The organism is Sulfitobacter sediminis (genome assembly GCF_040811725.1).
Taxonomy (GTDB): domain Bacteria; phylum Pseudomonadota; class Alphaproteobacteria; order Rhodobacterales; family Rhodobacteraceae; genus Sulfitobacter; species Sulfitobacter sediminis.
Genome location: NZ_JBFNXX010000011.1, coordinates 144,103 through 168,513, shown reverse-complemented (window position 1 = coordinate 168,513; position 24,411 = coordinate 144,103). Strand labels below are relative to the sequence as shown.

Sequence of the window (24,411 nt, the reverse complement as noted above, 5' to 3'; positions counted from 1 at the left end):
TCTCTACACCCCGCAAGAATGCTGGAACTACTTTTGCGAGGCCGGATATGCTTCTACGTAAACTGGAAAAGCTTTAGTGGGCAAGCAGCACCGGCAGGTCGGTCTGTTCGATCATCGTATGGGTAGTGCCGCCGAAGACCGTCTCGATCAGCCGGGCGTGACCGTATGCGCCCATGACGACAAGGTTCGCACCGGTCTCCTTGGCACGGTCCTGGATGCACTTGCCGATCTCGCGCCCCCCGCTGGGGAATTGCGACAGCGTGACCTTGCAGCCGTGATGGCTCAGCCATCCGGCAACGTCTGTGCCCGGGTCCACGCCCTGCATTTCCTCGGTCATCACCGGATCGAAACAGCCGATGGTCACTTCCTCGGCGGCCTTGAGCTGGGGAAGGGCGGCATGGACGGCTTTCGAGGCCGCTTCGCTGCTGTCCCAGGCAACGAAGACCCGCGCGGCCGGTTCGAGGGGAGAGCGATTGAGCATCAAGCCGATCGGCGAATGAAACAGAACGCCGTTCGCGGCCTCGCGGAAGATGTCGGGTGCCTCGCGCAGATTGTCGGCCAGGTAGGCCACGTCGCAAACACGGGCGCGTCGCGCGACCTGGCGTTTCATCTCGGCTGGCACGCAGAGCACGGGCTGCACGTCGCCGGGGGCCGCCGCCTTTGACAGGATCGCTTCGATCTCGTCGCCACGTGCCCTGTGCTTTTCATGGGCTTCCTCCACCAGTTCGGCCCAGTTATCGGGAATGTTCATCCCGCCGTAGGGTGGCACCCCGTAGGCATACATGGGCAGGGCAGGTGCGGGCCCGAGAAGCTGGCAGCTCAGATGCGTCTCGGACGCTGCTGCAGCCTCGGCCATCCGGGAAATCACATCATCGGGCGTTTCGGCGTTCACCAGGAACAGCGTGGTCAGGTTGCGCATGGTCTTCCTCCGTAAGGGTGCCTGCCTGTCTCATCGCGGGCAGGCCTTTTGCAATCTCTGGCACTTCAGGGAAACCCGGCACTGATTCAGATCAATTGCAGCGCCGAAATGTCTGGCAAGAGTATGCTTGGGAAGTTTCGGAATTTACGAAATGGAATACAAGGACTACTACGAAATCCTCGGCGTGAAACGGGACGCCAGCAAGGACGAAATCAAGAAGGCCTTTCGCAAGGCCGCACGCAAGTATCACCCAGACGTCAACCCCGGGGCCGAGACCGAGGCTAGGTTCAAGGACGTGAACGAGGCCTACGAGGTCCTGAAGGACGACGAACGCCGGGCGGCCTACGATCAGCTTGGCAAGTCGCCACCACCGGGTGGCGGGCCATTCCGGCCGCCACCCGATTGGGAGGGCGGGTTCGAGTTCACCGGCGGCGGGCCGGAGGCCGAGGGCGTTTTCAGCGATTTCTTCGAACAGCTCTTTCGCCGGGGCGGTGGCCGGCAGGCCGGGGCGGGCATGGGTCGTGGGCGGGGGTCCGATACCCATGCGCAGATCGAGATCGCCATCGAGGATGCCTATCGCGGTGCGAGCCGTACGCTCAGCATGCGCAGTCCCGTGATGAACCCTGACGGCAGCATGACCCTGCAGGACCGCAGCATCGCCGTGCAAATCCCCAAGGGCATTCAGGAAGGCCAGCACATCCGGCTGGGAGGGCAGGGCGCGCCGGGTTTCGGGGGCGGACCGGCGGGCGATCTCTTTCTTGAGGTGAGCTTTGCCGCGCATCCGGTCTACCGGGCGGAGGGTCGCGATCTGCATCTTGATCTGCCCATCGCCCCTTGGGAGGCTGCGCTGGGTGGCCATGTCGTCATGCCGACACCGGGCGGTAAGGTCGACCTGTTGATCCCCAAGAACGCCCGCAATGGCCAGAAGATGCGGCTCAAGGGCAAGGGGCTTCCGGGAACGCCCGCGGGCGACATCTATGCTACACTGAAGATCGTGAACCCGAAGGTCACGACGGAGGAAGGCCGCCGGTTCTTCGAGGACATGGCCAAGGCGATGCCTTTCGATCCCCGTGCGCATCTTGGAGGATAGGGAGATGAAGCGAACGACCCATCGCAGCGAGATCGTGGACGCACTCAGTCTTGAGGACCTGTGCCGCTTTTGTCAGGCGGATGAGGCCTGGGTGATGGAACTGGTCGAATATGGAGTGTTGGAGCCAAAGGGCGCGCGGGTGGAGACCTGGCTTTTCCGCGGGCCGAATATCGTGCGGGCCAAGAAAGCGCGCCGGCTGAACCGCGACCTTGGGATCAACGCGGCGGGGATCGCCATGGTGATCGACCTGCTGGAGCAGCGCGACGAGTTCCGCCGCAGGCTGTCGCGCTACGAGCCGGTCTAGCGTTTCAACCGGTTCTTGGATTTCTGGTAGAGACGCCTGTTGAGCGCGATGAAGTGCGACAGGGACTGCCCAAGCGGTCCGCCAGAGTCGCGCTTGAGGTAAAGATAGCCAATGAAACTGGCGATCAGGCTGCCCGCCGCGTCGATCATCAGATCGCCCATCGTATCGTCGAGCCCGGATTTCTGCATGTTGAGCCCGAAGATGTTGTCCATGCCGTATTCGAAGATCTCCCAGGTCGCGCCGACGGTGACGGCAAAGCAGAAGGTGATCAGCGCCACCGCCGAGGGTGGTGCGGCAAAACGGTCGCCTTCGAAAAGCATGAAGACAAACAGGAACCCGATCAGACCGAAACCGACCGCGGAAAAGCCGTGCAGGAACAGATCCCACCACCAGAGCCTTTCGTAGAAATCCAGCGCCTCGCCCAGAAAGATCGAGGCGAAGACGAAGAAGGTCGTGGCCAGCAGGAAAGGCATCGGCAGTTTAAGCTCGAACCGCGAGGCAAGGACGGGCGGCACCAGCGAAAGGGCAAGGGTGGAAAAGCTCACGAAGGCCATCGACCAGCGCCCCAGCGCCAGTGCGATCAGCGTGCCGATCAGCAGCGCCGTCCAGATGCCGAGCATCACCCGACCGTGTTCCCTGAGCGCATTCATTATCTCTCCCGCCGCGTGGCGTTTAATCGAGGGCTTTCTGCACATATATGGTTATTATGACAGGCACCAAGCTTCGCATCGCAAGTTACAACATCCGCAAGGCACGCGGCCTTGACCAAAAGCGCAATCCGGGCCGGACGCTTGAGGTGATCAACCGTCTCGATGCGGACATCGTTCTTTTGCAGGAGGCAGACAAGCGCCTTGGTATGCGAAAACCGGCGCTGCCCCCCGCCATGATCGAGGCGGAGACGGATTTCAGATTGCTCGAGGTATCGCGTAACGGCGTCTCGTTGGGCTGGCACGGAAATGCGGTATTGCTGCGCGACGGGCTCGAGGTGACGGATGTAGATCACATCGAACTCCCCGGGACCGAGCCACGTGGAGCGGTGCGGTTTCATCTTTCTGCGGGCCAGGGGCTGACGGTTTTCGCGGCGCATCTCGGCCTGATGCGGCGCGACCGGCGGGCGCAACTCAAGGTCCTGAGCGACAAGGCGGCAGATGCCCCGCATGCGGTCATCGCTGGGGATTTCAACGAATGGTCAAAGCGCAGGGGTCTGGAGCCGCTGGCCAAATCCTTCGACACTTTCGCGCCGGGCCGGTCCTTTCACGCGCGTCGTCCGATGGCGGCACTCGATCGATTTGCGCTGAGCAAGGGATTGGAACTGCGCGACGGCGGGGTCGAGCAGGGCACGCTGGCGCGGATCGCCTCGGATCATCTGCCGGTCTGGACAGATATCCGCGTGCCTGCCGCCCCGGCTATTTGCTGAACATCACGGGAAGCTTTGCGTCTTTCAGAAGCGCGTGCGTCGTTGCTCCGATGACGAAGTCATAGACCTTTGAGTGGCCGAAGGCGCCGGTGACGATCATATCTGCGCCTCTCTCGAAAGCCACCGCGCTCAGAACCTCCGCCACACCTTTCCCGTTGAGTTCGCGGTGCTGAAGCGTTGTCTTGAGCCCGTGCCGCGCCATGGTTTCGGCGATGTCGATCCCGTCAACGTCCTTCATCTCGTTCTTGGGTCCCTGGCCCACGCGCAGCAGACAAACCTCGGCAGCGGGTTCACAAAGGCTCAGCAGGTCGTGCGCGGCACGGGCGGCTTCGCGGGTGTCGCTCCATCCGATCACGATGTTCTTGCCCACCTCGGGGCCATCGTAGCCCAGCGGGACGATGATCACCGGTCGGCCGCTCTCGCGGATTACCTGAACCTGTGCGTGGCGCTGATCGTAGCGGTCTGCCAGCTTGTCCTCGTGGGACATGATTACAAGGTCGGCCGCGCGCGCGCTTTCCACCATGCGTTCGTTGGCCGAGACCGCCTCAGCCCTGACGAGCCGGTACTCACTCTGAAAGTTTTCGTTCTGGGTGTATTTCTGGAAGGTCGCCTTGATCTCGGCACTCTGCTCCTTCTGGCTTTCGTTGAAGGACGCGAAGGCGGGCTCGGGGATATGCATCGCGATGCCCGGATAGACCACCAGCGCCTCGACCGTGTGCAGGCCGATCAGGTGAGCCTCATGTTTGCGCGCAAGCGGGACTGCCACCTTCATCAGCGTTTCCGCGTGATCCGGCGTGGTGAGGCAGACGAGGATGGTTTTCAGCGCCATGGCATTTGTCCTTCAAAATGGCGGGACCGTGCCATTCATGACGGCGGAAGGCCCCGAGGGTCGGGCGGCCCGGGCGTTTTTGCAACGGCCGGGCCAGCAAGCGCACATTCGTCAACTTCGTGCCAGTAACCAAGAAAAGCTGGCCCCGATCGGCTTCGTTGGCCGCGCGAAAAGTCACCGCCGCGGACCGCCCGCATTCTTTCTAGCAGAACGATCCGGGTTTCGATTGATCCGGATCAATAGGTCGCTTTCACGCCGCCTTAGAAAGAGGATGAACCAGAACGGGAAAGGAGGGACCCATGTCCAAGCAAAAAGCCTGGCTTGCCTTCATCTTCGTCGCCCTGTGGGCCGCGGTTTGCCAAGCCGAGACGGTACAGGTCCAGCACGGTGGCGATACCTTCGTCTCTGGCGGGACGATCAGTCAGACGCTCGACAGCAGCGGTGACGCCTTTGTCACAGGTCGGCGGGTGGTTGCAGGGGGCACGTCGCAGGGCGACCTGCATGTCACCGGATTCGATCTGACCATAAATACCAACGCAGGAGAGGACCTCTATGCGGCTGGCGCGTCCGTTGATGTGCGCGGCACCGTTGCCCATGATCTCACTGCGGCGGGCTTTTCGGTCCGTACCGCGCCTTCGGCGGAAACGGCGGGCAACGTACGGCTCTTTGGAAACACCCTCACCATCGAGGGCCCGGTTTCAGGCGCGCTTTCGGCAGTGGGCATGGACGTGATCCTGAACGCCCCCGTCGCCGGCGACGCGCGTCTTTTGGCCAAGTCGATCTCCTTCGGCCCGGACGCCGTCATTGGCGGGACACTGACCTACAGCACCGAAGAGAAAATTGCAGTGCCCGAAAGGGTCGCACCGGCGGCGCGTGTCGTCTTTGAAGAGGTCGAACTCTCGGATGCCTGGGATGAGTGGGAAGGGGTGCGCAAGGAGATGCCCGTGCTGCCGGGGTTTGCTTCCGTCTTCTTCGGCTTTCTGATTTCGTTGCTGTTCTTCGTTGTGCTGGGTGCGCTGATGCTGACCTTCATGCCCCGCAGGCTGGAGCGGATGCGCAGCAGTGTGGCCGCAGCACCCGGCAAGTCGATTGTCCTTGGCATTCTTGGCCTCGCCCTGGTCTTCGGTATGGTGCCGATCACGGCGATGACCATTGTCGGCCTGCCCTTTGTGCCCATCGCGATCCTTGCGATCTTCGTCTTCTGGACCCTGGCCTATGCGCTGGGGGCCTACAGCGTTGCGATGTGGGTCTTTGGCGCCATAGGTGGAGGCGAAGAACCCGGAAACGTGACCCGGCTGCTTGTTTTTGCCGGTGCGATCTGCGTGATCGCCTTGCTGAATTTCATTCCCTTCGTCGGATGGGTGGCGAACTACACGCTGGTTCTGCTGGGGATGGGGGCAATGACGCACGCCTTGTTTCACGCCATGCTGGGCAGTCCCGATGTCGCGCTTGACGTGGACATGAAGCCAATCGAAGGCCGTGAAACCTGAAGGAGGAAACACATGTCAGACCAAGGTTTGCAGATGATCGACCACGCCGCACAGGTGACGCACGAATGGATCAATGAACTGGCGGAACGGCTGGACTGGTCTTCGAAGCGTAGCGCGCTGCGGCTGATGCGCGTAACGCTTCAGAACCTGCGTGACCACCTGCTGGTCAATGAACTGGCGCAGTTCTCGGCCCAGCTTCCGCTGCTGATCCGGGGCATTCTGTTTGAAGGCTGGGTGCCGAAACGCACGCCGGTGAAAGACCGGAGCGCCGCGACCTTCATCGCGGCCATCGAGGAGAAGCTGGGACAGACGGCAGAATACCGCGGGGCCGAGGATATCCGCTGCGTTTTCGATATGCTGAACAACCGGGTAAGCCGCGGCGAGATCGAGGATGTCCGCGCGAGCTTGCCGGAGGGGATCCGGGGGCTCTGGTCCGCGCCTTGATCAGCGAGAAACCCTAGTCGTCCGATCCCAACGACAGCTCGAGAAGCGCACTGGGTTTGCGGATGATGATGGTGTGAATGTTCTCGACCGCGATCACGCCGCGCTTTCGCAACTGGGTCAGGGTACGGCTGACAGTTTCCGTCGTGAGGCCGAGAAAATCGGCGATGTCACCACGGCGCATCGGAAGGTCGATCTTGCAGTCGACGCCACAGGCGTCGCCGACCCGGTCAGCAAGCACGCAGAGAAACGACGCAACCTTTTCCACGGCAGACTTGCGACCCAGCATCATGAAGTGATCCTGCATCGCGCTGATTTCGCGCAGGGCGGCCTGCAACAGCGCGCGGTGCAGTTCGGGATCGCCATCGCCGCTTTCCAGCGCTGTGCGGCGATAGGGCTGCAGCGTTGCATCGACCAATACGTCGCAATCGGTGTGGTGGTATCCTCCCGAAGGGAATCCTACGATGTCACCGGGATAGCCGAAGGCGATGACCTGCCGCCTGCCGTCTTCCAGAAGACGCGTCAGCCGCAGCACGCCGGTTTTCACTTGGAAAAGCCAGTCGACCGGATCGCCTTCGAAAAACAGGTATGACCCGACCTTGAGATGGGTTTCGTTGTTCTTCGCAACCGCGCTGACAATCGGGGTCACGGGACGATTGCGTGTATTCTCACTGGGAATGGTGACGTACATGGTGCAGAGCCCCCTCTGTTTGCAGGGGGTAACTTGTGCATCCGATGTAACCGGCGCTATTTTGGTTCTGTGTCGTTTTGTATCAATTTGTATGCAACCCATGATAGTATGGGTTTTGAAGGCTTCTGCGTGACCGAATTTGCCCGAAAATGTCCGAAAGGTGGGCCGTGAAAAGGACAATCCTGGTAGTCGAAGATGATCCGAAGATACGGAAACTCCTGCGCAATGTTATGGAGGCGGAGGGATTCGCCGTGCGCGAATCCGAGACAGGTTCCGACGTTCTCGATATCTTGGACGAATCCCAGGTCGCGCTGATCACGCTCGATATCCAGCTTGGGTCGGACAGCGGGGTCGAGCTTGCCAAGCAGATCCGGCAGAAATCCGCCGTGCCGCTGATCATGGTCACAGGCAAGGATGACGTGATCGACAGGGTGGTCGGCCTTGAGGTCGGCGCGGACGATTACGTGACCAAGCCCTTCCACGTGCGCGAGTTGGTTGCGCGGGTGCGCAGCGTGTTGCGACGCTCCGAGGGCCAGCCCGCTAAGGGCGAGCAGGTCACCAAGCCGAGCATTCTGGAAGAAACCGAAAAGAGCCCGCATTTCCGCTTCGACGGGATGACGGCGATCCCCGACCGTCTGGAGTTGCGGGACCGGGACGGGTCGTTTTGCGATTTGACCAGCGGCGACTTCAAGCTGCTCAGCGTGTTCATGGAGCGTCCCAAGAGAGTGCTTTCGCGGGATCAGCTGATGGACCTGATCGGCGGCCAGAGTTGGAGCCCGCTTGACCGGACGGTCGACAATCAGGTCGCCCGCCTGCGCAAGAAGATCGAGCGCGATCCCTCCGACCCGAAATTGATCAAGACCGTGCGCGGTGTGGGCTATACCTTTGCCTGCGACGTGGAAGTGCTTCAGCCGCCGTCGTCGTCGGCAAAGAGTGCCTGAAGTCTCTGTGCCAGATCGATCTGACGGTAGGGCTTGTGGAGGATATCGCGGGGCTGTCCCTTGGCGAGACCGCTCGTGACCACGTCGCTGGCATAGCCGGAGGTCAGCAGAACTTTGATGTCCGGGAATTCGCTGGCGATCAGCGCCGCAAGGTCATAGCCGTTCAACGTGCCCGGCATCACGAGATCGGAAAAGACCGCGTCCACCTTGGTGCCTGATTGCAGCAGCGCGTATGCCGCATCGCCGCTCTCGGCCTCGATAACCTCGAAGCCGAGATCGCGAATGCGCTCGACGGACAGCTTGCGCACCCTTGGGTTATCTTCGACCACGAGGATTCTCTTGCCGCGGCCCGCGATGCCCGGGCCCTCCGTATCGCTCCCGGACGCTGCCAAATCCCCATCATCGACGGTGCCGGTGGCCGGGAAGTAAAGCCCGAAGCTGGTTCCCAGACCCTGCTCGCTGTAAAGCGTGATATGGCCGCCCGATTGGCGGACGAACCCGTAGACCATGGCAAGGCCCAGACCCGTACCTCCGTTTTCGGCCTTGGTCGTAAAGAAAGGCTCGAACGCGCGTTTCTGCGCTTCGGCGTTCATGCCGGCCCCGTTGTCGCTGACGGACAGGCGGACGTAATCGCCGGCGGCGATGTCGGTCTCTTGCGCGATGTAACTGTCGTCGATCCGGACGTTTGTGACCGAGATCAGCAGCTCGCCATTGCCGTCCATCGCGTCACGCGCATTGAGCGCGAGGTTCAAAATTGCGGACTGCAGTTGCGAGGGGTCAATCAGGACCTTGTCGACCTGTCTGGCGAATTCCGTCTTGATCACGATGCCGGAGCCCAGCATCCGGCGCAGGATCGACAGGGCGTCCTCGCACAATTGTCGCAGGTCCGCCTCGACCGGCTTGAGATCGCTTTTTCGCGCAAAGACCATCAGTCGCGAGGTCAGATCGGCCCCAAGTTCCGCCGCGTCCAGTGCGTCCTTGATGAGATCGAAGTTACTGTCCTGCGCGTTCCGCATCTCGAGCAGTTCGAGGTTCCCGATCATGACGGTCAGCAGGTTGTTGAAATCATGCGCGATCCCACCGGTCATCTGCCCGATCGCCTCGAGCCGCTGCGACCGCGCAAGCGCCGCCTCCGCCGATTTCTGTCGCGTCAGGTCGTGGAGAATGCCCACGAACATGCGGTTGCCCGCCGCCGTGGTCTCGCCAATCGAGAGATGAAGGGGAAAGACCGTGCCATCGCGCCGCTGGCCTTCTACCTCACGGCCGATACCGATGATACGGTTCTCGCCCGTTTCGATGTGGTGACGCATGTAGCCGTCGTGCTCCTGTGCCACTTTTCGGGGCATCAGCATGTTGACGGTGTTTCCGATCATATCCGTGCGCGAATATTGAAAGAGGGCGCGGGCGGCAGGATTGGCTCGATGGACGATCCCGTGCGCGTCCGCTACGATGATTGCATCCGCCGCCGCGTCCAGAATGGCGTTCAGCAGAGCGCTGTCTTCGATATCGATGTCCATGTTCCTACCCCAACCCCTTTGGAAGCCTGCCAAATCGAAGCCCCAAAAAGCAAGCCTTTCGCGGCCGAGGATGAAACGGGTATGTCAGTATTGATCCAATCCTTCTCACCTGTGCCGCAGCATGTCGGCGATCTGGAGGTAATTCGTCAGATCGGCCAGGGTGATCACGCCAAGGAGGCGATGGTCCCTGACCACGAGGAATTTCCGCCGCCCGGTTTTGGCGATATGTGACATCAGGTCCTGCGCCGACATCTCGGGCGGAACAGTTGTCGAAGCATCGAGGCCCGCAAAGACGTCGCCGACCTGGGTATTGGCCCAGTTCTCGCGGTCTATGCCGGAAAGGACGTCGGCATCCAGATGGCCCAGAAGTGCGCCGTCCTCGACCACGGGTACGAATTGGCGGTGATGGCGCAGCATGATCTGGTTGACGAAGGCGGAGAGGCTCATCTCTGGCGCCGCCACGATGGGGTCTGTCACCATCAGGTCCCGCACGGTCTTGCCCTCGAAGACGCTCTGGGCAAGCTGGTGCTGATAGCTGGATCGCGCGGCGGCGAGGATGAAAAGTCCGATCATGATCTGCCAGAGACCTGCAGCGATACCCCCCTGGAACAGCGCCAGAACCCCCATGAGCATCAGCGCGTAGGCGAAGATGCTGCCGGATTTCGCCGCCGTTTCCGTGGCCCGCAGGATGTCCCCGTGCCGGTACCAGAGATAGGCACGCAGCACCCGCCCACCGTCGAGCGGGAAGGCGGGTATGAGATTGAAGACAGCCAGGATGAGATTGATCAGGGCGAGGTATGAGAGCACCTCGGTCAGGGCAGCGGCGTTCGTGGCAAAGGCCGAGAACTGCGCGAGTATCCAGAACCCTACCGCCAGCAGCAGGCTCATGATCGGCCCGGCGATTGCCACCAGAAGCTCCACGCTCGCCGAACGCGGTTCCGCCTCCAGTTCGGCCACTCCGCCGAAGAGGAACAGCGTGATGCCCTTGATCTCGATACCGTAGTGACGCGCGACCACTGAATGCGCCATCTCGTGCAGCAGAAGCGAGGCGAAGAAGGTCAGCATCGCGAAGATGGCCATCGTCAGATAGGTTTGCGTGTCGAGGCCGGGGAGCGTTTGGGGAAAGTACTGTTGCGCGAGGCTCCAGGTGATCAGGGCGGCAATCAGCAACCAGCTTGGGTCTAGCTTGATATCGAAGCCGCCGAAGGTGAATATCCTGATAGAATTTGAGAACATCGCCTCGCCCTCCCCATGGCAGCAGTTTAGCGCTGCGCATCTGGTTGAAATTGATCTTGCTCAAACGCTGCGGACCCGGGCATAGCCCGGGATTTCACGTTGACAAATATCAACCTCGGGGCGCTTAAAGAAGGGTAGATTGACCACAACGAAGGACCGTGACCGATGCCTACAACCGCCAACTGGCGCGCGCATTTTCCGGGCTTGGCGCACATATCTGCCGATGTCTCCGAGATGCTGGACAAGAAGGCAAAGAGCGCGAAAATCGCCAAGGGTACGGTGATCTTTGGCCCGGGCAATCCGGCGCAGAACCTTTTGTTGCTGGTTAAGGGAACCGTGCGGGTTCAGCAGCTATCCGAGGCCGGTCGTGAGATCGTGCTTTATCGTGTGCACGCCGGCGAGAGCTGTGTGTTGACAACGGCGTGTCTGCTGGCTTTCGAGGAATATTCCGCCGAAGGCATCGCCGAGACCGATGTCGAGGCGATCCTGATTTCGCGAGACGATTTCGACGAGCTGGTGTCGGTATCGAAAGAATTCCGGGCCTTTGTCTTCGAGGCGTATTCGCGGCGGATCACCGATCTTTTCCTCGTCATCGAGGAGATCGCCTTTAAGCGGATGGACATTCGCGTCGCGCAAAAGCTGCTCGAATTGCGCGGCGAAGACAGTACGCTGCACCTGACCCATCAGCAGCTTGCCGTCGAACTGGGCACCGCGCGCGAGGTGATCTCGCGCCAGCTCAAGGAATTCGAGCGGCGCAACTGGCTGACGCTAAGCCGTGGCGTGATCGAGTTGCGGGATGTCGAAGCCATAGAGGCGCTGGCGGAAGCTGCCTGAGCCTTTGTGACAAACTCACGGACGGGCGCGCGCAATTGCAATAAGAGCGGCGCCAGACACTGCATATGGAGGTCGAAATGACTGCGAATGTTGGAAGTGCGGACCGCGTGATCCGGCTGATTGCCGGGCTGGTTCTGTTTTTTGCGCCCCTGCTGAATATCCCCGCCATCTGGTCGAGCGGCGCTCTGGCTTACGGCAGCATGGCTGTTGGCCTGATCCTGGCGGTGACGGCGCTGGTGCGGTTTTGCCCGCTTTATCGCCTGATCGGCGTATCGACCTGCAAGGTGTAAGCCATGGAAACCACATTTACCCCTTACGCTTCGCTTGCCGGTGGCATTCTCATCGGTCTCGCCGCAGTGCTGCTGATGCTGCTGCGTGGCCGGATCATGGGTGCGACGGGCGTTCTGGCGGGTGCGCTGCGCCCGGCCAGCCGGTATGACTTTACCTGGCGCGCGCTGCTCCTGCTGGGGATGTTCACCGGGCCGTGGATTTACTTTCTTGCCACCGGGGCGCTCCCCGCGATCGAGGTGCCGGTATCCACCGCAATGCTGCTGATCGGCGGTTTTCTCGTCGGTATCGGTGTCACGCTCGGGTCCGGCTGTACCTCTGGCCACGGGGTCTGCGGGATGGCGCGGCTGTCGCCGCGGTCCTTCGCGGCCACGGGCACCTTCATGCTGACCACCGGCATCACCGTCTACATCGTTCGTCACGTTCTGGGGCTTTGATCATGCGCAACATTCTCACACTGATCACGGGCATGATTTTCGGCACCGGCATCGCCCTGTCTGGCATGGCGAACCCGGCCAAGGTCATCAACTTCTTTGACATCGCAGGCAGCTGGGATCCCAGTCTTGTCTTCGTGATGGGTGGTGCCGTCGTCGTGACGTTTATCGGCTACCGGCTGGTGCTGGGCCGGGAACGACCCATCTACGAGCCGCAATTCGATATCCCCCAGAACCGCAAACTGGACACCAAGCTGCTTGCAGGCGCGGGCATTTTCGGTGTTGGTTGGGGCATCGCGGGTTTCTGCCCCGGCGGGGCGCTGCCGGTGGTGGGCACAGGGAATATCAACGTGCTCCTCTTCATGGTGGCACTGATTGCCGGGATGTTCTTTGCCCGCTTCCTGATGTCCCGCAGCGGTACGGGCGGAAAGGCCACCCAGCCCGCTGAGTAAAGGCGAGAAGAAAGGGCGGCCAGATGATATTCGCACTGCTGATCGGGTCTTCGATGATGATCGGCTCTCTGGCTGCCGCGATCTTCTTCTTCGGCGTCGCGGCCCGCGTGTTGCGATGGCTCGAGGAAACGCAGGCCTTCGGATACCGCCGGTTCACGAACCTTTTTGAACTGGCGGTGACGTTTGTCTGGATCCTGTTCGTGTTGTCTTTCTCCGTCTGGGGTTGGGCGGTGTTGTATCTGTCGCTCGGCCTTTTTTCGGGGATGGAGCCCGCGCTCTACTTTGCCATCGCCTCCTTCACGACGGTGGGCTACGGCGACGTGGTGCTCGAACCGGGTTGGCGTCTTCTTGCGGGGATGACGGCGACCCACGGTCTTTTGACTTTTGGCCTTTTCACCGCCTTCCTCGTCGAGGTATTCAATCTGCCAGTGCGGTCGCGGCGCGGTTGATTTCCATCAAGGTGCGTCCGCAAACGGGCCACTAGCCTGATCGCTGACCGAAACGAAGGAAAGACCGATGGTTGACCAAGCACATTTCAAGAAAGTGATCCAGGCCCGGCTCGAGGAATTGGGCGTGCGGATACAAGATATCGACGAGGAGCTGAGCCACGAGATGGACAGCGACCTCGAAGATCAGGCCATCGATCTGGAGGACGACGAGGTGCTCGAAAGCCTCGGGAATGCCGCCGAGAAAGAGGTGGCTCTGCTTAATGCCGCTCTGAAACGCATCGAGGATGGGACCTATGGCACCTGCCTGAAATGCGAGGAGCCTATTTCGGAAGCCCGTCTTGAGGCGGTGCCCTATGCACCTCTGTGCAAGGATTGTGCGACGGGGGCAAAGCGCTAGCGCTGCGGCGCACGGCCCACATGGTGCAGAAGGGGCCGAGAAGCTCGAAAACCACAGTAGCACCGACCGTCAGGATCATGATCTCGTCCTTCCAGTCCGGCAGCGCCTGACCGGCCAACAGCGCCATGCCGATGGCGACACCCGCTTGCGGCAGCAGCGCCACGCCGAAGAGATTTCGATGCTCAGGCGCGGAACGGGCGAGGGCGGACCCAAGCCAACCGCCCAGAAGGCGCGCCACCGTGCGTAGCATGATGAACGCCGCCCCGATGGCCCCAAGTGCCATCACGGAAGGCAGATGGAGCGACGCGCCCGCGAGGATAAAGAAGAGGATCATGAAGGGCCACTGGATGTGCTCGATTTCGTGAAAGGCGCGATTGTGATGCCGGGCGAAATTGGCGATCAGCGCGCCGACGCACATGCCTGCGATCAGGAACGACACATGCAGCCAGAGTGCAAGCCCGGCAGTCAGAAAGGCGATGGCCAGCGCCTCCACCTCCAGGGGCTCACCTTCCTCGATCCGGCCTGTCAGGAAGGCGGCGGGCAGGCCGATGGCCAACCCGAGCAGGAGCGCGCCGCCGATCTCGGCGAAGGCTGACACGCCCGCCCCATTGTCAGACCCGCTCATCTGAAGAGCGACGCTGAGGCAGAGGCTGAAGGTGATCAGCCCCCAGGCATCGTCGATCGCGACGATGCCCTTCACGCTGCGGGTGAAATCGTTGTCGATGCCGGACTGTCGGATCACGTCGAGCGTAGCAGCCGGTGCGGTCGCCGTGGCGATACTGGCCAGCACGAGCGCCAAAGCCGGGTCTGTCCCGAGCGCGGTCAGACCAAGGGTGACAAGGGCGAGCGTCACAAGCACGATTGAGACGGAGACCACGATTATCTCGATCCCGTGCGCCTTAAGGCTGTCGAGCTTGAGCGATCCGCCCAGCAGGAAGGAGACGAAGGTCAGTGCCGCCACCATGATCGTGTCTGTCAGGGAGGATATTCGGTCGGGGAGCAAGCCGCCCCATCCCGCGGCCAGCCCGCAAAGCAACAGCAAGGTGACGCGCGGCACGCGCGTGCGGCGTCCGACCTGGTCGGCCAGCAAGCCGACGGAGAACAATGCCCCGAGCGTCAGCAATGCGTCGGAATAGATCATCTCTGGCGCATGTCCGTGGTGCAGGGGAAGCCCACGCGCGTCAGCCGACGGGTTGCTTCGAAATGTCTCCGGCCCGGTTCCATGATCCGCCGGATCATTCCTGGATACTTTCGAGGTAATTGGCGAGGGCGACCAGACCGGCGGGAACGACGATTTCCTTGCCGTCGCTTTCGACGCGTACCAGCGTGCCCAATTCGCCCGTGCCGAATTCGGGCATCGCGGCGGTTGGATGGTCGGGCCCGACCTTTCCCTGCACGATCTCGATCACGTAGGCGCGGGGAAAGCGTCCGCGGTTCTGCCGGGAGAGGCCCACGAGGGACGGCGGCACCTCGCCCAACCCCAGGGATGCCGCACCGGCGCCCCGCGCGTCCGTCCCGTGGCAGACGGCGCAGTTCTCGGCATAGAGCGTCATTCCGGTCGCCACATCCATGGTAACGGGGCCGGGCTCGGGCGTGCAGCCCGCTGCGGCTGCCACTATGGCGACTGTCAGGGCTTTCGGGATCATGCGGGCCAACCTCGCTTGTTCTGTTTTCGGTGTCCGCCCAGACTGGCAATGACGGGCGTAGACCGCATTGATCTACCGCAAGCGGCATCCGCCCGAAGACCATAGCTTGGATATATCGCAAATCGCGCGCAGCTGTCGCTTCCCGTATTTGGTGAATTCTCGATTCGGTGGTACCCTTGGGCATATTTCAGAAAACCCATTTCAAAAGGAGACCTTTCAATGACGCACCACATGCGCGCGGCCAGTGGCCTTTCGCCGTCTCCTTTCAGCAGTCAGGACAAAAGGCACATACACACCTTGTGCGCATAGGGCTGCGGCCTGACGTGAAGGAAGAATGGGCTCAACAAGGGTCGACAAGAAAGAGGGGGACAAGGATTTGGCACAAGACAGCTACAACAGCCTCGAACGCGGCGGGGTGCCCGAGGGACGTGACCCGCTATCGGTCGAGCTTGTCACCGCGGCACCGACGACCTCTGAGGCGATGAGGGCCCGGGTGGCCGCGGCGCTGCCCGACGCGGCATTCGATGTCGAAGCGACTTTCGACGCGGAAGAGGACCGGTATTTCTTTGTCGATTTTCCCGACATCGATCCGCATGGCCAAGAGATAAAGGTATTCGAGTTCGCCCGCGCGCTGCGTCGGGATACGGATGCACAAGAGTCAAACCCGGTTCTGCCGGACAGCCTTTTCGGGGCGCACCACGTGGCGGGGGAAAACGAGGGCCTCTTCAGTTTCTGCGAAACGCCGCGCGATAACGGGCGGCCCTTTGGCTGGCATCACCCGGAGATCGACACCATCGGGGCCTGGCAGCACACGCGGGGTGACGGTTCGGTGGTGGCGGTCATCGACACCGGCTACAGCGATCATGCGGAGCTGCAGGGCGTGACCACCTCGACCGGAGAGATCAACCTGGTCGAGGGCGGGACAGATGCCCATGATCAGTTCAGCACCGGGCTATTGAAGAACCCCGGGCATGGCACCCTGGTCATGTCCGTCGTGGCGTCACGCGGTACGGCGAACAGCGCAGGCCAGACCGGCGCGCCGGGGGCGGTTACCGGAACGGCACCCGCCGCCAAGGTCATGCCGATCCGCGCCATCCGGTCGGTGATCGACTTCAACCAGCGCCGGATTGCGACGGCGATCGACCACGCGGTCGCCAATGGTGCCGCCGTGATCGCCATGGCGCTGGGCGGACCCACCCGCGTGGCCAGCACAGAGGCCGCCTTGCGGCGCGCGGCGAATGCGGGCGTCGTGATCGTTTGTGCGGCAGGCAACTGCTGGCCTGCCGTCGTCTTTCCCGCAGCTTACGCGCCTCTCGGCGTCTGCACTGCCGTTGCCGCCCTGCAGCCCGATCGGCGACCCTGGAAGAAAAGCGGGCGTGGCGGGCAGGTCAGTTTCTCGGCCTTCGGGGAGCAGGTCTGGGGCGCGGCCAAGAACAAGGCGAGCGATCCCGACGGCGGCATCCGCGCCAGCCAGGGGACGACACTCGCCACGTCGATGACGGCGGGCGTCGCGGCGCTTTGGGTGGCGAAACACGGGGGGCGCGCTGCGCTCAAGCAGATCGCCGATCAGCGCGGCACAACGGTACAGGCGATGTGGATTAGCTGCGCGACACGCAACATGCAGCCGCCCGCCGTCTGGAACGGCGCGCTCGACCTTGGGGCGGGCGTGCTGAATGCGCATGCGGCGCTCGAGGCGGATTTGCCCGGGGCGACTGAAGCGCCTGCCGCGCCGGAGGCCGAGGCGGTTTCCACCCTCAACATCCTTCAGATGCATCTTGCCGGAAGCAGCGAAGCCATTGCAGCCGAAGCGGTGACAGCCGAGATGGCCGATCTCGCGCCCGAACTCATCTGGCTGAGTTACCGCCGGGGGGCCATGAAACGCATGCTGGAGACCGATAGTGAAGCCGCACTGAGCGAGGACGTGCCAAGTCCGGCGGTCGCCGCAGCCTTGGCGGCTTCGCCTGCGCTGCGATCGGCTATCGGAGGCTGATTTCGGACTAAAGGAAAGGGATGCCGATCACCGCTGAAAACCTGCGCGACGTTCTGCAGCGCCATGCTCCCGTGGTGGAACTGGCGCTTGAGCAGCTTTTCCCCGATCCGGTACGGCCCATGAACCTCGACGGGCTGCGGGTGCTGGCACAGGACGGCCAGGACCTTGCCGATGTGCTGAAACAGGTGATCGACCAAAGGAACCTCGGCGACAGCGTCGAGGCCTTCCTCAACGCCCGTGGGATCGAGCTGATTCCCCGAAGCGAGGCGGAAACATGGGACCAGAACATCCCGCCGCTGGCCGGTGCCGCCATCCCCGAGCCGGTGCCCAACGACTTCCCGCTTGAAAAGATCGGCGGATTTGCCCTGCGCGCCTCGGCCTTTCGTTGCCGGATCGAAGTGGACGGAGTGACCGAGGGGTCGGGGGCCTTCATCTCGAACCGGCTGGTGCTCACCGCTGCGCATGTCATCGACAAGGTGATTGCCGCCGAACGGCAGGCGGAAGAGGACGGGGGCGCGGCCCCCGCTTTGCCCAAGATCACCGTCAAAACATCGGACGGGCGCGAGTACGAGGCGCGCTGCGTCTGGTACTCTCCGGTCCATGACAGCGAGCGCAACGGCCAGTTGCCGCCTGCAGCCGAGGTGGACAAGCACCGGGATGCAGCGCTTTTGCGGGTGGGGTTGCCGCTGGGGCTCAGCTATGGCTATTGCACGCTGCCAGAGCCCCCGGTCGACTGGGTCGGGTCGCGGCTGATGACGCTGGTGCATTATCCGCAAGGTAATATCCGTGGGCTGACGCGGGGACGGGTTCTTCGCGACGGGCTGGACGACATCCGCTTGCGGCACGACGTGGATACCGCGGGCGGCTCTTCGGGCGGGCTGGCCTTCGATCGCGACCTGCAGTTCATCGGCATCCATCAGGGCCGCTGGAACGATTTCCGCAAGCTCGTCCCGCACGCGGTCTTTGCCTCCGCCCCGGGCTTCGTCGATGCCATCGCGCGGGACAGGCCAAGACGCTATCTCTGGTCACTCGACGACGACATCGACGGCCAGTTGATCATCGGACGCGGCCAGTTCTTCGCGGGTTTGGCGAAAATGGTGGAGGAGCCTGCCTCGCTCATGCGGGGGATCTGGGTGCGCCGGACGGATACGACAAAGACCACGGGTCTGAGCTTCAGTTTCGAGATGCTCAGGGCCTTCCTGAAGAACCGCATCCGCCCGTCCGATCCGGAAACAAAGCACCTCTGCTTCCAGATCGCCACCGACCTTGAAGAGACCGATCTGATTTCGACGTTGGCGCTGGAGGTTTTGGGAGCGCTCGCTGCCGGGGCCGCCCCCGGAGTGCGCGCCGGAGAGACGAGCGACGTGGCAGAAGCACGCGACCGCGCGGTGAGGCTTGCGCAGGATCTGCAGCGGCGGGCGGCCGACGAGGGTGCGACTTTCTGGCTGTTCTTCGAACCGCCCCCCGATGGCAAGCTTTCGGACAGCGCGCGCACCCAGTTCGAACACCTGGCCGAATGGCTGGTCACTCACAGAAATCTGCGGCTCGTCCTTGTCGGGTTCGAGCAGTATGCCTTGGCCCCGTTGAAATTCCAGCGTGCCCAGGAGGCGGATACCGCGCGCAAGCCCGGACTGCTGGTCGATCCGCTGGGCCGGTTTACCGATGCCGATGTGCAGGTAACGCTGCAGGCGATGCTGTCGGATTTGAACAAGGAGGACAACATCAACCCGATCATCATGCAGGACCTCGTCCAGCAGGTGACCAACGGGCTCGATGATCAAAGCACCGGGGTCTACATATTCGATGAGCTTGAGCGCGCTGTGAAACGGATCAGGCTGCTGGTCAAATTGCGTACGGGGGTTGGCCTGTGACCGACGACCAGACGCAATACGAAGATTTGCGCGCGGCGCTCTTTCTGCAAGCGGCCCTCGTGGACGACTTCCTGCCGCGTGACCTTCTGACCGAGGTGGTGCCGGCAGAATTCGCCGACGATATCGTCCTGCGTGGCCAGCTTCTGTCGAGCCTGCGTGAGAAATGCGCGACGCGCGGCGAAAGATGGGAAATGCGCCCCATCGCCAGGCGCAAGATACTCAGCAAGGACCCACCACAGGGCGCGCTGCCCGACACCGAGATCAGCGCGGCACTGAAAGGAGAAAGCATCTATGCGCCCGAAGGGCTGGAAAAGATGGTCCGCGATACCGCGCCCATCGACACGCTTTCGGTCGCGGTGGCCACGCTGGAGCAGGCCGGACCGGCGGCACCCGGCTACGGTCAGCTTCTCGCGCTGAGCAGCAAGCTGGACCTTGCCCGCCGTCAGCAGGCGACGGATGCGCTGTTGGGAGATGCCTTCGTCGGGCGGGAGCAGGAGATCGCGGCACTGCTGGATGTGCTGGACAACCCCGAGCGCGCCGCCCCTCTGCACACGCTTCACATCCAGGGGCTGCCCGGCGTCGGCAAGACCTTCCTGTTGGAGCAGCTTAGCAAGCTCTGCCGCGCGCGCCCGCGCATCGTCATGGTGCGCCTTGACTTCGACAGGTCGTCCCTCAGCGCGGGCGCGACAGACGCCGTTTTCGACGAAATTTCCCGCCAGATTGGCACCGCCATTCCGGAGATTGCCGGCGATCTGCACGAGCTGCGTCTGCGCAGCGCCGAACGGCGCACGCGGATCGGGACAGAGCGGGCCGATGCCGTGCCCTTCGACCTGCTGCACCGGATGATCGACATCATGGCCGGAAGGGACCGGCAACTTCTCTTCCTGCTCGACACGCTGGAGGTGTTGCATGGCCATGGCGCAACTTTCGTGCACCGCCTCCTGGGCGATCTGGACCGCTTTGCCGACAAGGAGCGGTTGGAGATCAGTATGATCTCGGCGGGGCGTGGCCCGATCTTTGCCGAGGACGATGCGCGGTTGCGCAGCCTGATGCGGCTGGAGGAATTGGACGACGAGGTCACGCGCGCGATCCTGCACAAGCGCAACGTGCCGCCCGAGCTGCACGAGCGCATCGCTTCGTTGTCGAAGGGCAATCCCCTGCGCTTGATACTGGTTGCACGCGCCTTGCAGGAGGGGAACGGGGACGGGACGCTTGCAGACGATCAGATCAGGGATGCCGGCACCGGATATCTCTATCGTGCGATCCTGTCGCGCGTTCCGACCGAGATCCGCGAGATCGCCGCCGAAGGGCTGATCCTGCCGGAACTTGGGAACTGGGAGCTTCGCAAGATCATCGGCCCGGCGCTGGAAATCCCGATGGACGAGGTCCAGGCGGGCGAGCTTCTCGACCTGCTGGAAATGCAGCGATGGATGGTCCGGCCTGTGGGCGACGGTCGTTTTGCCCACATCGACGACGTGCGGCGCGAGATACTGGAGCTGACTTATTCCGAGAGCCCCGCGCATACCCGGCGGATCAATGAGGTGGCGGCGGAGGTATTCGCAGACATCGACCCGGTGCGTGCCCTTTACCACAGTCTGCAACTGACCCGCGCGGGCGCGGAGATGCCCGGCATCGACCCTGAACTGGCGCGGCAACTGACCGAAGCGTTGCTGGAAGACCTGCCACCGGATGCGCAGGACGCTGTCCTTCGGGCACAGGGCCAGCGGTCGCGGGTGGTGGAAAGCGTCGAGACATCGGCACCCCCCGACGATGGCTATCGACGGCTCGCACAGAAAAGCGCCGTCACGGCACCGCCCGAGGCGGTCTGGCTTCGCGCGCTTCCCGAGGTATCACACAGCCGCCTTGCGCTTGTGGACTTCGATGGGGATGCCGCGCCCATCGACACGGGCGGGCTGGCCGATCTGCGCAACATGCTTGAATCCCGCGAACGGCGCGAGGCCTCCTTCATCATGAAACGACTGCTGGCCCAGCCCTTCCGGCTGGAGGGAGAAGCCGCGCTGCTGGCGGTCACGCACCAGTGGCAGACCGGCCATTGGTCGATGGCACGGACGCTTTTCGAGAAGCTGCCGGATGACCTGATCGATCATGCGATTGAAGAGGACATCGGCCTCAGCGGTCTGGCCCTTCTGGAAATCTGGGCCGAGTTCCGCTTTGACCGTCTCTGTAAACGCATGGAGGAGCCGCATGTCTTTGACGCAGTCCAGCACGCGGTCAGTCTCAGCCAGCGCACGGGACTTTCTGGCGGCGCGCTGGCCTTTGCGCATCTCGTTGCCGCGGGGCCCGAGATGGCAAGCGAGCACGGCAGCCTTGGGATGGTGTCGCGGTTCATGCCCGAGCAAGCCACGCGGTTCGATCGCGCAAGCGCAGAGCGCAGCAACGCGTTCCGGGCGGAATACGGCTTGTTCTTCAAACCCGGAGAGCAGGATCCGGCATCGCTGGACCTGCCCGCGGTTACGCAGGTCATGGCACCGCTCAATCCCTATGCGGAGCCTATCCGCGCCCTGCTGGAGGATCTCTCCGGTGACGCGGACAGCAAGGTGCTGCGTGACGCAGCGGCGCTGGGCGGGATGTTGGCCGAGCTTGCGGAGCTTTTCGTGCCTGACATGGAGGGCACGGCTGAGGCGCAGGCGCGCGCGGGTGACAGGGCCGAGGAGGCGGTGCTGCTTATCCATGCGCTGGGTCTGATCGCCGAATTCGCGAGAGGCTACAGCTTCTTTTCGCCCATTCCCGATCTGCCGACCATCGCCCGCGCGGCCGAGCGCTGGCAACAGGCGACGCTTGGCATCTGGCGCTTTGGCAGGGGCATGCCCGAGGGCTGGGAAGGGCCTTCTCAAGATGCGCTGGTGCAGAAGCGCGCCGAAGTGTTGCTGGGCTCATCTGACCCGAGGGGGCGTGCCCTTCGGATGATCCGCATCTGGGACGATCCGGGCGGCGTCACCGGCGATGCGGGTGCTGCGATCCTGGGCCGCCGTCTGCAAGCGCCCTACGCGAGGATATCCGGTCTGCAAACGCTGGAAGACAGGCTCGCCGCGCTCGACGATATGGGGCTCGCCGGGGTTCTGCAGGCCCCGGTCGCGGTCCTTTCCCAACTTGGCGTGCCGGAGGCCGAAATTTTCTGAGGCGTGCTCGCCTGGCCTAAACGATTGAAAAAAGGAGATTTGACATGGGCAATCGCGAAGAAGAGAGCCGTGGACGGCTGGAACGGCTGAGCGCCAGCGGCGCAATCGAAAAGGCCCGCGCGGTGATCGACGCGTCGCCGCCGATCCTTGAGGAACTGGGGATGAGCGTGGACATGGCTACGGAACTGATGGACAAGCCAATCTCGGGGTTGGAAGCGGCGGGCGGTGAGCCCTCTCAGCTTGAAGCACTTGTCCTGATGGTCGGCCGTCCGCCTCTGATCGTCAAAGATGGCGAGGTGCAGGGCAAGCATACCCTGAACGAGGATTTCCCGCCCGGCATCGACGGGCTCATTACCGGGGTCGAACCGATCCTGCCTTTCGTGGGTCGGGTGGAATTCCTGCACCATGACATGGCTTGGGGCGGTACGGCCTGGGTGATCAAGGAAGAGACCGATCATTTCCTCATCTGCACGAACCGACACGTGGCCGAGATCGTCGCGCGGCGCACCTTCAGGGGCGATGGTGTGTTCACGTTCGCCCCGGCCAACGTGCCTTACGGTGCGCAGGTCGATTTCGTGGAGGAACTAGACGCCGATCCAAATCCCGATGCCGTTTTTCGCATCGACAAGTTTACCTACTTGGCCGACGACGCCTCGGCCGATGTGGCCATCGGCCGGATCGAGAAGCCCCGTGCCGACGCGCCTTTCAAACTCAAGGCGCTCGATCTTGCCGACGCGGATGGCGAGGACGACGACATCGTCGCCGTCGTGGGCTACCCGGCGCGGGACGGGCTGCGCAACGATCCCACGCAGATGGAAAAGTATTTCAAGGGCCTCTACGATATCAAACGCTTCGCGCCCGGCAAGCTGAAGGTTCGGGACGGTGTCAGCATCCTCGGTCACGACTGCACCACACTCGGCGGCAATTCCGGCAGCCCGGTGATCCGCCTGTCGGATGGTAAAGTCGTCGGTCTGCATTTCGCGGGGCGCTTTGCCGTGGGCAATTCGGCGGTGCGTGCAAGCACGCTGAAAAAGGTGCTGGACGGTACAGCCAAGCCGCAGGTGCTGGTCTCGGAAGGGTTTCAGCCGGAGCGCCCGGATGGCGCGCATGATGCGGACCACTTCGACGGGCGCAGCGGGTACGACCCGGCTTTTCTGCAGGTCGCGCCCGTGCCCTTGCCGAAGACACCGGCCGGCATCACGCTTTCGAAGCCGTCGGATGCCACGGCGGAAAGGCCGCACGAACTGCGTTACCAGAACTTCGGGGTCCTCTATTCCGGTGAACTGAAAAGCCCGATCCTCGCGGCGATGAACCTCGACGGAACGCTGACCAGGCCGCAGAAGCGGGGCAGCGACAAGTGGTTCTCGGACGGGCGACTGCCCGCTGCCGACCAGCTTGGCAAGAACGACTACGATGATTCCGCCATCGACCGTGGGCATCTCGTTCGCCGCGCGGCGACCAATTGGGGCGAGACGGAGGAACAGGCGAAGCAGTCGAATGCCGACAGTTTCCATTACACGGTGGCAAGCCCCCAGCACATGTCCTTCAACCGCAGCCGCTCACAATGGCTGGGAATCGAGGACTACATCATGTCGAACGCGCGCACCCACGGGTTCAAATGCTGCGTCTTTACGGGGCCGATCCTTGTCGGCGATGAGCCAATGCTCAAGGACACGGGCTCACCCATTCCGCTCAACTTTTTCAAGGTGGTTACGATGCTGGCGGAAGAGGAAGGTTCGCTCGGCATCCTGCGCCCGCACGCGACTGCCTATGTGCTGAGCCAGGGGCAGCTGATCCAGCGGTTGCTGATGGATCAGGGTGATAGGGAGACAGTGGAGGGCTTTGAGTTCGGTGCCTTCAAGACCTTCCAGACCCGGATCGCGGACCTGGAGGAAATGAGCGGCTTTGATTTCGGGGATCTGAAGTCTGCTGACCCGCTGGCCCGACGCGTGGCGCAATTGGCCAGTGAAGGCCCCGCACCACGGCCCGTGGTCACGGTGCATGGCTACGAGAATATCGTCCTCTGAAGAGGGCT

The 24,411-nt window shown here is 62.6% G+C and carries 24 protein-coding genes; 16 read left to right on the top strand and 8 right to left on the bottom strand.

The window, feature by feature from the left end; genetic code table 11:
• Nucleotides 1-73: 73 nt before the first annotated feature.
• Nucleotides 74-919: a universal stress protein gene (locus tag AB2B41_RS15200; protein ID WP_367878662.1), complete on the bottom strand. Its 846-nt coding sequence runs from the start codon at nucleotides 917-919 to the stop codon at nucleotides 74-76.
• A 127-nt stretch (nucleotides 920-1,046) separates the two neighbouring features.
• Here AB2B41_RS15200 and AB2B41_RS15195 point away from each other — a divergent pair, with 127 nt between their 5' ends.
• Together AB2B41_RS15195 and AB2B41_RS15190 are read left to right on the top strand one after the other, a co-directional pair.
• Nucleotides 1,047-2,009 carry a DnaJ C-terminal domain-containing protein gene (locus AB2B41_RS15195; RefSeq protein WP_367878661.1) on the top strand — a complete coding sequence of 321 codons (963 nt, stop codon included), beginning with the start codon at nucleotides 1,047-1,049 and terminating at the stop codon, nucleotides 2,007-2,009.
• A gap of 4 nt (nucleotides 2,010-2,013) precedes the next feature.
• Complete coding sequence (locus AB2B41_RS15190) at nucleotides 2,014-2,313, top strand: chaperone modulator CbpM (protein ID WP_367878660.1); 300 nt, start codon at nucleotides 2,014-2,016, stop codon at nucleotides 2,311-2,313.
• On the opposite strand, the gene AB2B41_RS15185 is transcribed toward AB2B41_RS15190, so the two are convergent.
• The gene (locus AB2B41_RS15185) at nucleotides 2,310-2,963 is read right to left on the bottom strand and encodes a DUF2238 domain-containing protein (protein ID WP_367878659.1); all 654 of its coding nucleotides are present in this window, start codon (nucleotides 2,961-2,963) and stop codon (nucleotides 2,310-2,312) included. The two genes, AB2B41_RS15190 and AB2B41_RS15185, sit on opposite strands and share 4 nt — an antisense overlap.
• A 56-nt stretch (nucleotides 2,964-3,019) precedes the next feature.
• On the opposite strand from AB2B41_RS15185, the gene AB2B41_RS15180 reads away from it, so the two are divergent.
• Complete coding sequence (locus AB2B41_RS15180) at nucleotides 3,020-3,730, top strand: endonuclease/exonuclease/phosphatase family protein (RefSeq protein ID WP_367878658.1); 711 nt, start codon at nucleotides 3,020-3,022, stop codon at nucleotides 3,728-3,730.
• Here AB2B41_RS15180 and AB2B41_RS15175 read toward each other — a convergent pair.
• Complete coding sequence (locus tag AB2B41_RS15175) at nucleotides 3,720-4,559, bottom strand: universal stress protein (protein ID WP_367878657.1); 840 nt, start codon at nucleotides 4,557-4,559, stop codon at nucleotides 3,720-3,722. The two genes, AB2B41_RS15180 and AB2B41_RS15175, sit on opposite strands and share 11 nt — an antisense overlap.
• A gap of 299 nt (nucleotides 4,560-4,858) precedes the next feature.
• Between AB2B41_RS15175 and AB2B41_RS15170 the strand changes: the two genes are divergently transcribed.
• Both AB2B41_RS15170 and AB2B41_RS15165 read left to right on the top strand, forming a co-directional pair.
• Nucleotides 4,859-6,049, top strand: coding sequence for a DUF8173 domain-containing protein (locus AB2B41_RS15170; RefSeq protein WP_367878656.1), 1,191 nt, complete (start codon nucleotides 4,859-4,861; stop codon nucleotides 6,047-6,049).
• A 12-nt stretch (nucleotides 6,050-6,061) separates the two neighbouring features.
• On the top strand, nucleotides 6,062-6,493 hold the full coding sequence (locus tag AB2B41_RS15165) for a DUF2267 domain-containing protein (RefSeq protein ID WP_367878655.1): 432 nt from the start codon (nucleotides 6,062-6,064) through the stop codon (nucleotides 6,491-6,493).
• A 13-nt stretch (nucleotides 6,494-6,506) separates the two neighbouring features.
• Here AB2B41_RS15165 and AB2B41_RS15160 read toward each other — a convergent pair whose 3' ends face one another.
• On the bottom strand, nucleotides 6,507-7,181 hold the full coding sequence (locus AB2B41_RS15160; RefSeq protein WP_367878654.1) for a helix-turn-helix domain-containing protein: 675 nt from the start codon (nucleotides 7,179-7,181) through the stop codon (nucleotides 6,507-6,509).
• Nucleotides 7,182-7,348: 167 nt separating this feature from the next.
• Here AB2B41_RS15160 and AB2B41_RS15155 point away from each other — a divergent pair, with 167 nt between their 5' ends.
• The gene (locus AB2B41_RS15155) at nucleotides 7,349-8,122 is read left to right on the top strand and encodes a response regulator (RefSeq protein WP_367878653.1); all 774 of its coding nucleotides are present in this window, start codon (nucleotides 7,349-7,351) and stop codon (nucleotides 8,120-8,122) included.
• On the opposite strand, the gene AB2B41_RS15150 is transcribed toward AB2B41_RS15155, so the two are convergent.
• Together AB2B41_RS15150 and AB2B41_RS15145 are read right to left on the bottom strand one after the other, a co-directional pair.
• Complete coding sequence (locus AB2B41_RS15150) at nucleotides 8,089-9,639, bottom strand: PAS domain S-box protein (protein WP_367878652.1); 1,551 nt, start codon at nucleotides 9,637-9,639, stop codon at nucleotides 8,089-8,091. The genes AB2B41_RS15155 and AB2B41_RS15150 overlap by 34 nt on opposite strands.
• A gap of 105 nt (nucleotides 9,640-9,744) precedes the next feature.
• Nucleotides 9,745-10,875, bottom strand: coding sequence for a site-2 protease family protein (locus AB2B41_RS15145; RefSeq protein WP_367878651.1), 1,131 nt, complete (start codon nucleotides 10,873-10,875; stop codon nucleotides 9,745-9,747).
• Nucleotides 10,876-11,040: 165 nt separating this feature from the next.
• Here AB2B41_RS15145 and AB2B41_RS15140 point away from each other — a divergent pair, with 165 nt between their 5' ends.
• From AB2B41_RS15140 to AB2B41_RS15115, 6 genes are all read left to right on the top strand, one after another.
• A complete protein-coding gene (locus AB2B41_RS15140) occupies nucleotides 11,041-11,709 on the top strand; it encodes a Crp/Fnr family transcriptional regulator (RefSeq protein ID WP_420014303.1) in 669 nt (222 codons plus the stop codon).
• A 77-nt stretch (nucleotides 11,710-11,786) separates the two neighbouring features.
• Nucleotides 11,787-11,999, top strand: coding sequence for a YgaP family membrane protein (locus AB2B41_RS15135; RefSeq protein ID WP_367878650.1), 213 nt, complete (start codon nucleotides 11,787-11,789; stop codon nucleotides 11,997-11,999).
• Between the two features lie 3 nt (nucleotides 12,000-12,002).
• A complete protein-coding gene (locus tag AB2B41_RS15130) occupies nucleotides 12,003-12,434 on the top strand; it encodes a YeeE/YedE family protein (RefSeq protein WP_367878649.1) in 432 nt (143 codons plus the stop codon).
• Nucleotides 12,435-12,436: 2 nt separating this feature from the next.
• Nucleotides 12,437-12,883, top strand: coding sequence for a DUF6691 family protein (locus tag AB2B41_RS15125; protein WP_367878648.1), 447 nt, complete (start codon nucleotides 12,437-12,439; stop codon nucleotides 12,881-12,883).
• Nucleotides 12,884-12,906: 23 nt separating this feature from the next.
• The gene (locus tag AB2B41_RS15120; RefSeq protein ID WP_367878647.1) at nucleotides 12,907-13,332 is read left to right on the top strand and encodes an ion channel; all 426 of its coding nucleotides are present in this window, start codon (nucleotides 12,907-12,909) and stop codon (nucleotides 13,330-13,332) included.
• A gap of 67 nt (nucleotides 13,333-13,399) precedes the next feature.
• The gene (locus tag AB2B41_RS15115) at nucleotides 13,400-13,729 is read left to right on the top strand and encodes a TraR/DksA family transcriptional regulator (RefSeq protein ID WP_367878646.1); all 330 of its coding nucleotides are present in this window, start codon (nucleotides 13,400-13,402) and stop codon (nucleotides 13,727-13,729) included.
• Here the strand turns inward: AB2B41_RS15115 and AB2B41_RS15110 are convergent.
• Nucleotides 13,653-14,870, bottom strand: coding sequence for a cation:proton antiporter (locus AB2B41_RS15110; protein WP_367878645.1), 1,218 nt, complete (start codon nucleotides 14,868-14,870; stop codon nucleotides 13,653-13,655). The two genes, AB2B41_RS15115 and AB2B41_RS15110, sit on opposite strands and share 77 nt — an antisense overlap.
• Nucleotides 14,871-14,964: 94 nt before the next feature.
• Nucleotides 14,965-15,375: a c-type cytochrome gene (locus AB2B41_RS15105; protein ID WP_367878644.1), complete on the bottom strand. Its 411-nt coding sequence runs from the start codon at nucleotides 15,373-15,375 to the stop codon at nucleotides 14,965-14,967.
• Between the two features lie 334 nt (nucleotides 15,376-15,709).
• Here AB2B41_RS15105 and AB2B41_RS15100 point away from each other — a divergent pair, with 334 nt between their 5' ends.
• From AB2B41_RS15100 to AB2B41_RS15085, 4 genes are read left to right on the top strand one after another with little or no spacing between them, the layout of a single operon-like run.
• Nucleotides 15,710-17,365, top strand: coding sequence for a S8 family serine peptidase (locus AB2B41_RS15100; RefSeq protein WP_367878643.1), 1,656 nt, complete (start codon nucleotides 15,710-15,712; stop codon nucleotides 17,363-17,365).
• A gap of 20 nt (nucleotides 17,366-17,385) precedes the next feature.
• The gene (locus tag AB2B41_RS15095) at nucleotides 17,386-19,236 is read left to right on the top strand and encodes a trypsin-like serine peptidase (protein WP_367878642.1); all 1,851 of its coding nucleotides are present in this window, start codon (nucleotides 17,386-17,388) and stop codon (nucleotides 19,234-19,236) included.
• Nucleotides 19,233-22,376, top strand: a complete 3,144-nt coding sequence (locus AB2B41_RS15090; protein ID WP_367878641.1) for an ATP-binding protein — start codon at nucleotides 19,233-19,235, stop codon at nucleotides 22,374-22,376. The genes AB2B41_RS15095 and AB2B41_RS15090 overlap by 4 nt, the downstream gene beginning before the upstream one ends.
• A 44-nt stretch (nucleotides 22,377-22,420) precedes the next feature.
• Nucleotides 22,421-24,403, top strand: coding sequence for a DNA/RNA non-specific endonuclease (locus tag AB2B41_RS15085; RefSeq protein ID WP_367878640.1), 1,983 nt, complete (start codon nucleotides 22,421-22,423; stop codon nucleotides 24,401-24,403).
• The last annotated feature ends 8 nt before the right edge of the window (nucleotides 24,404-24,411 follow it).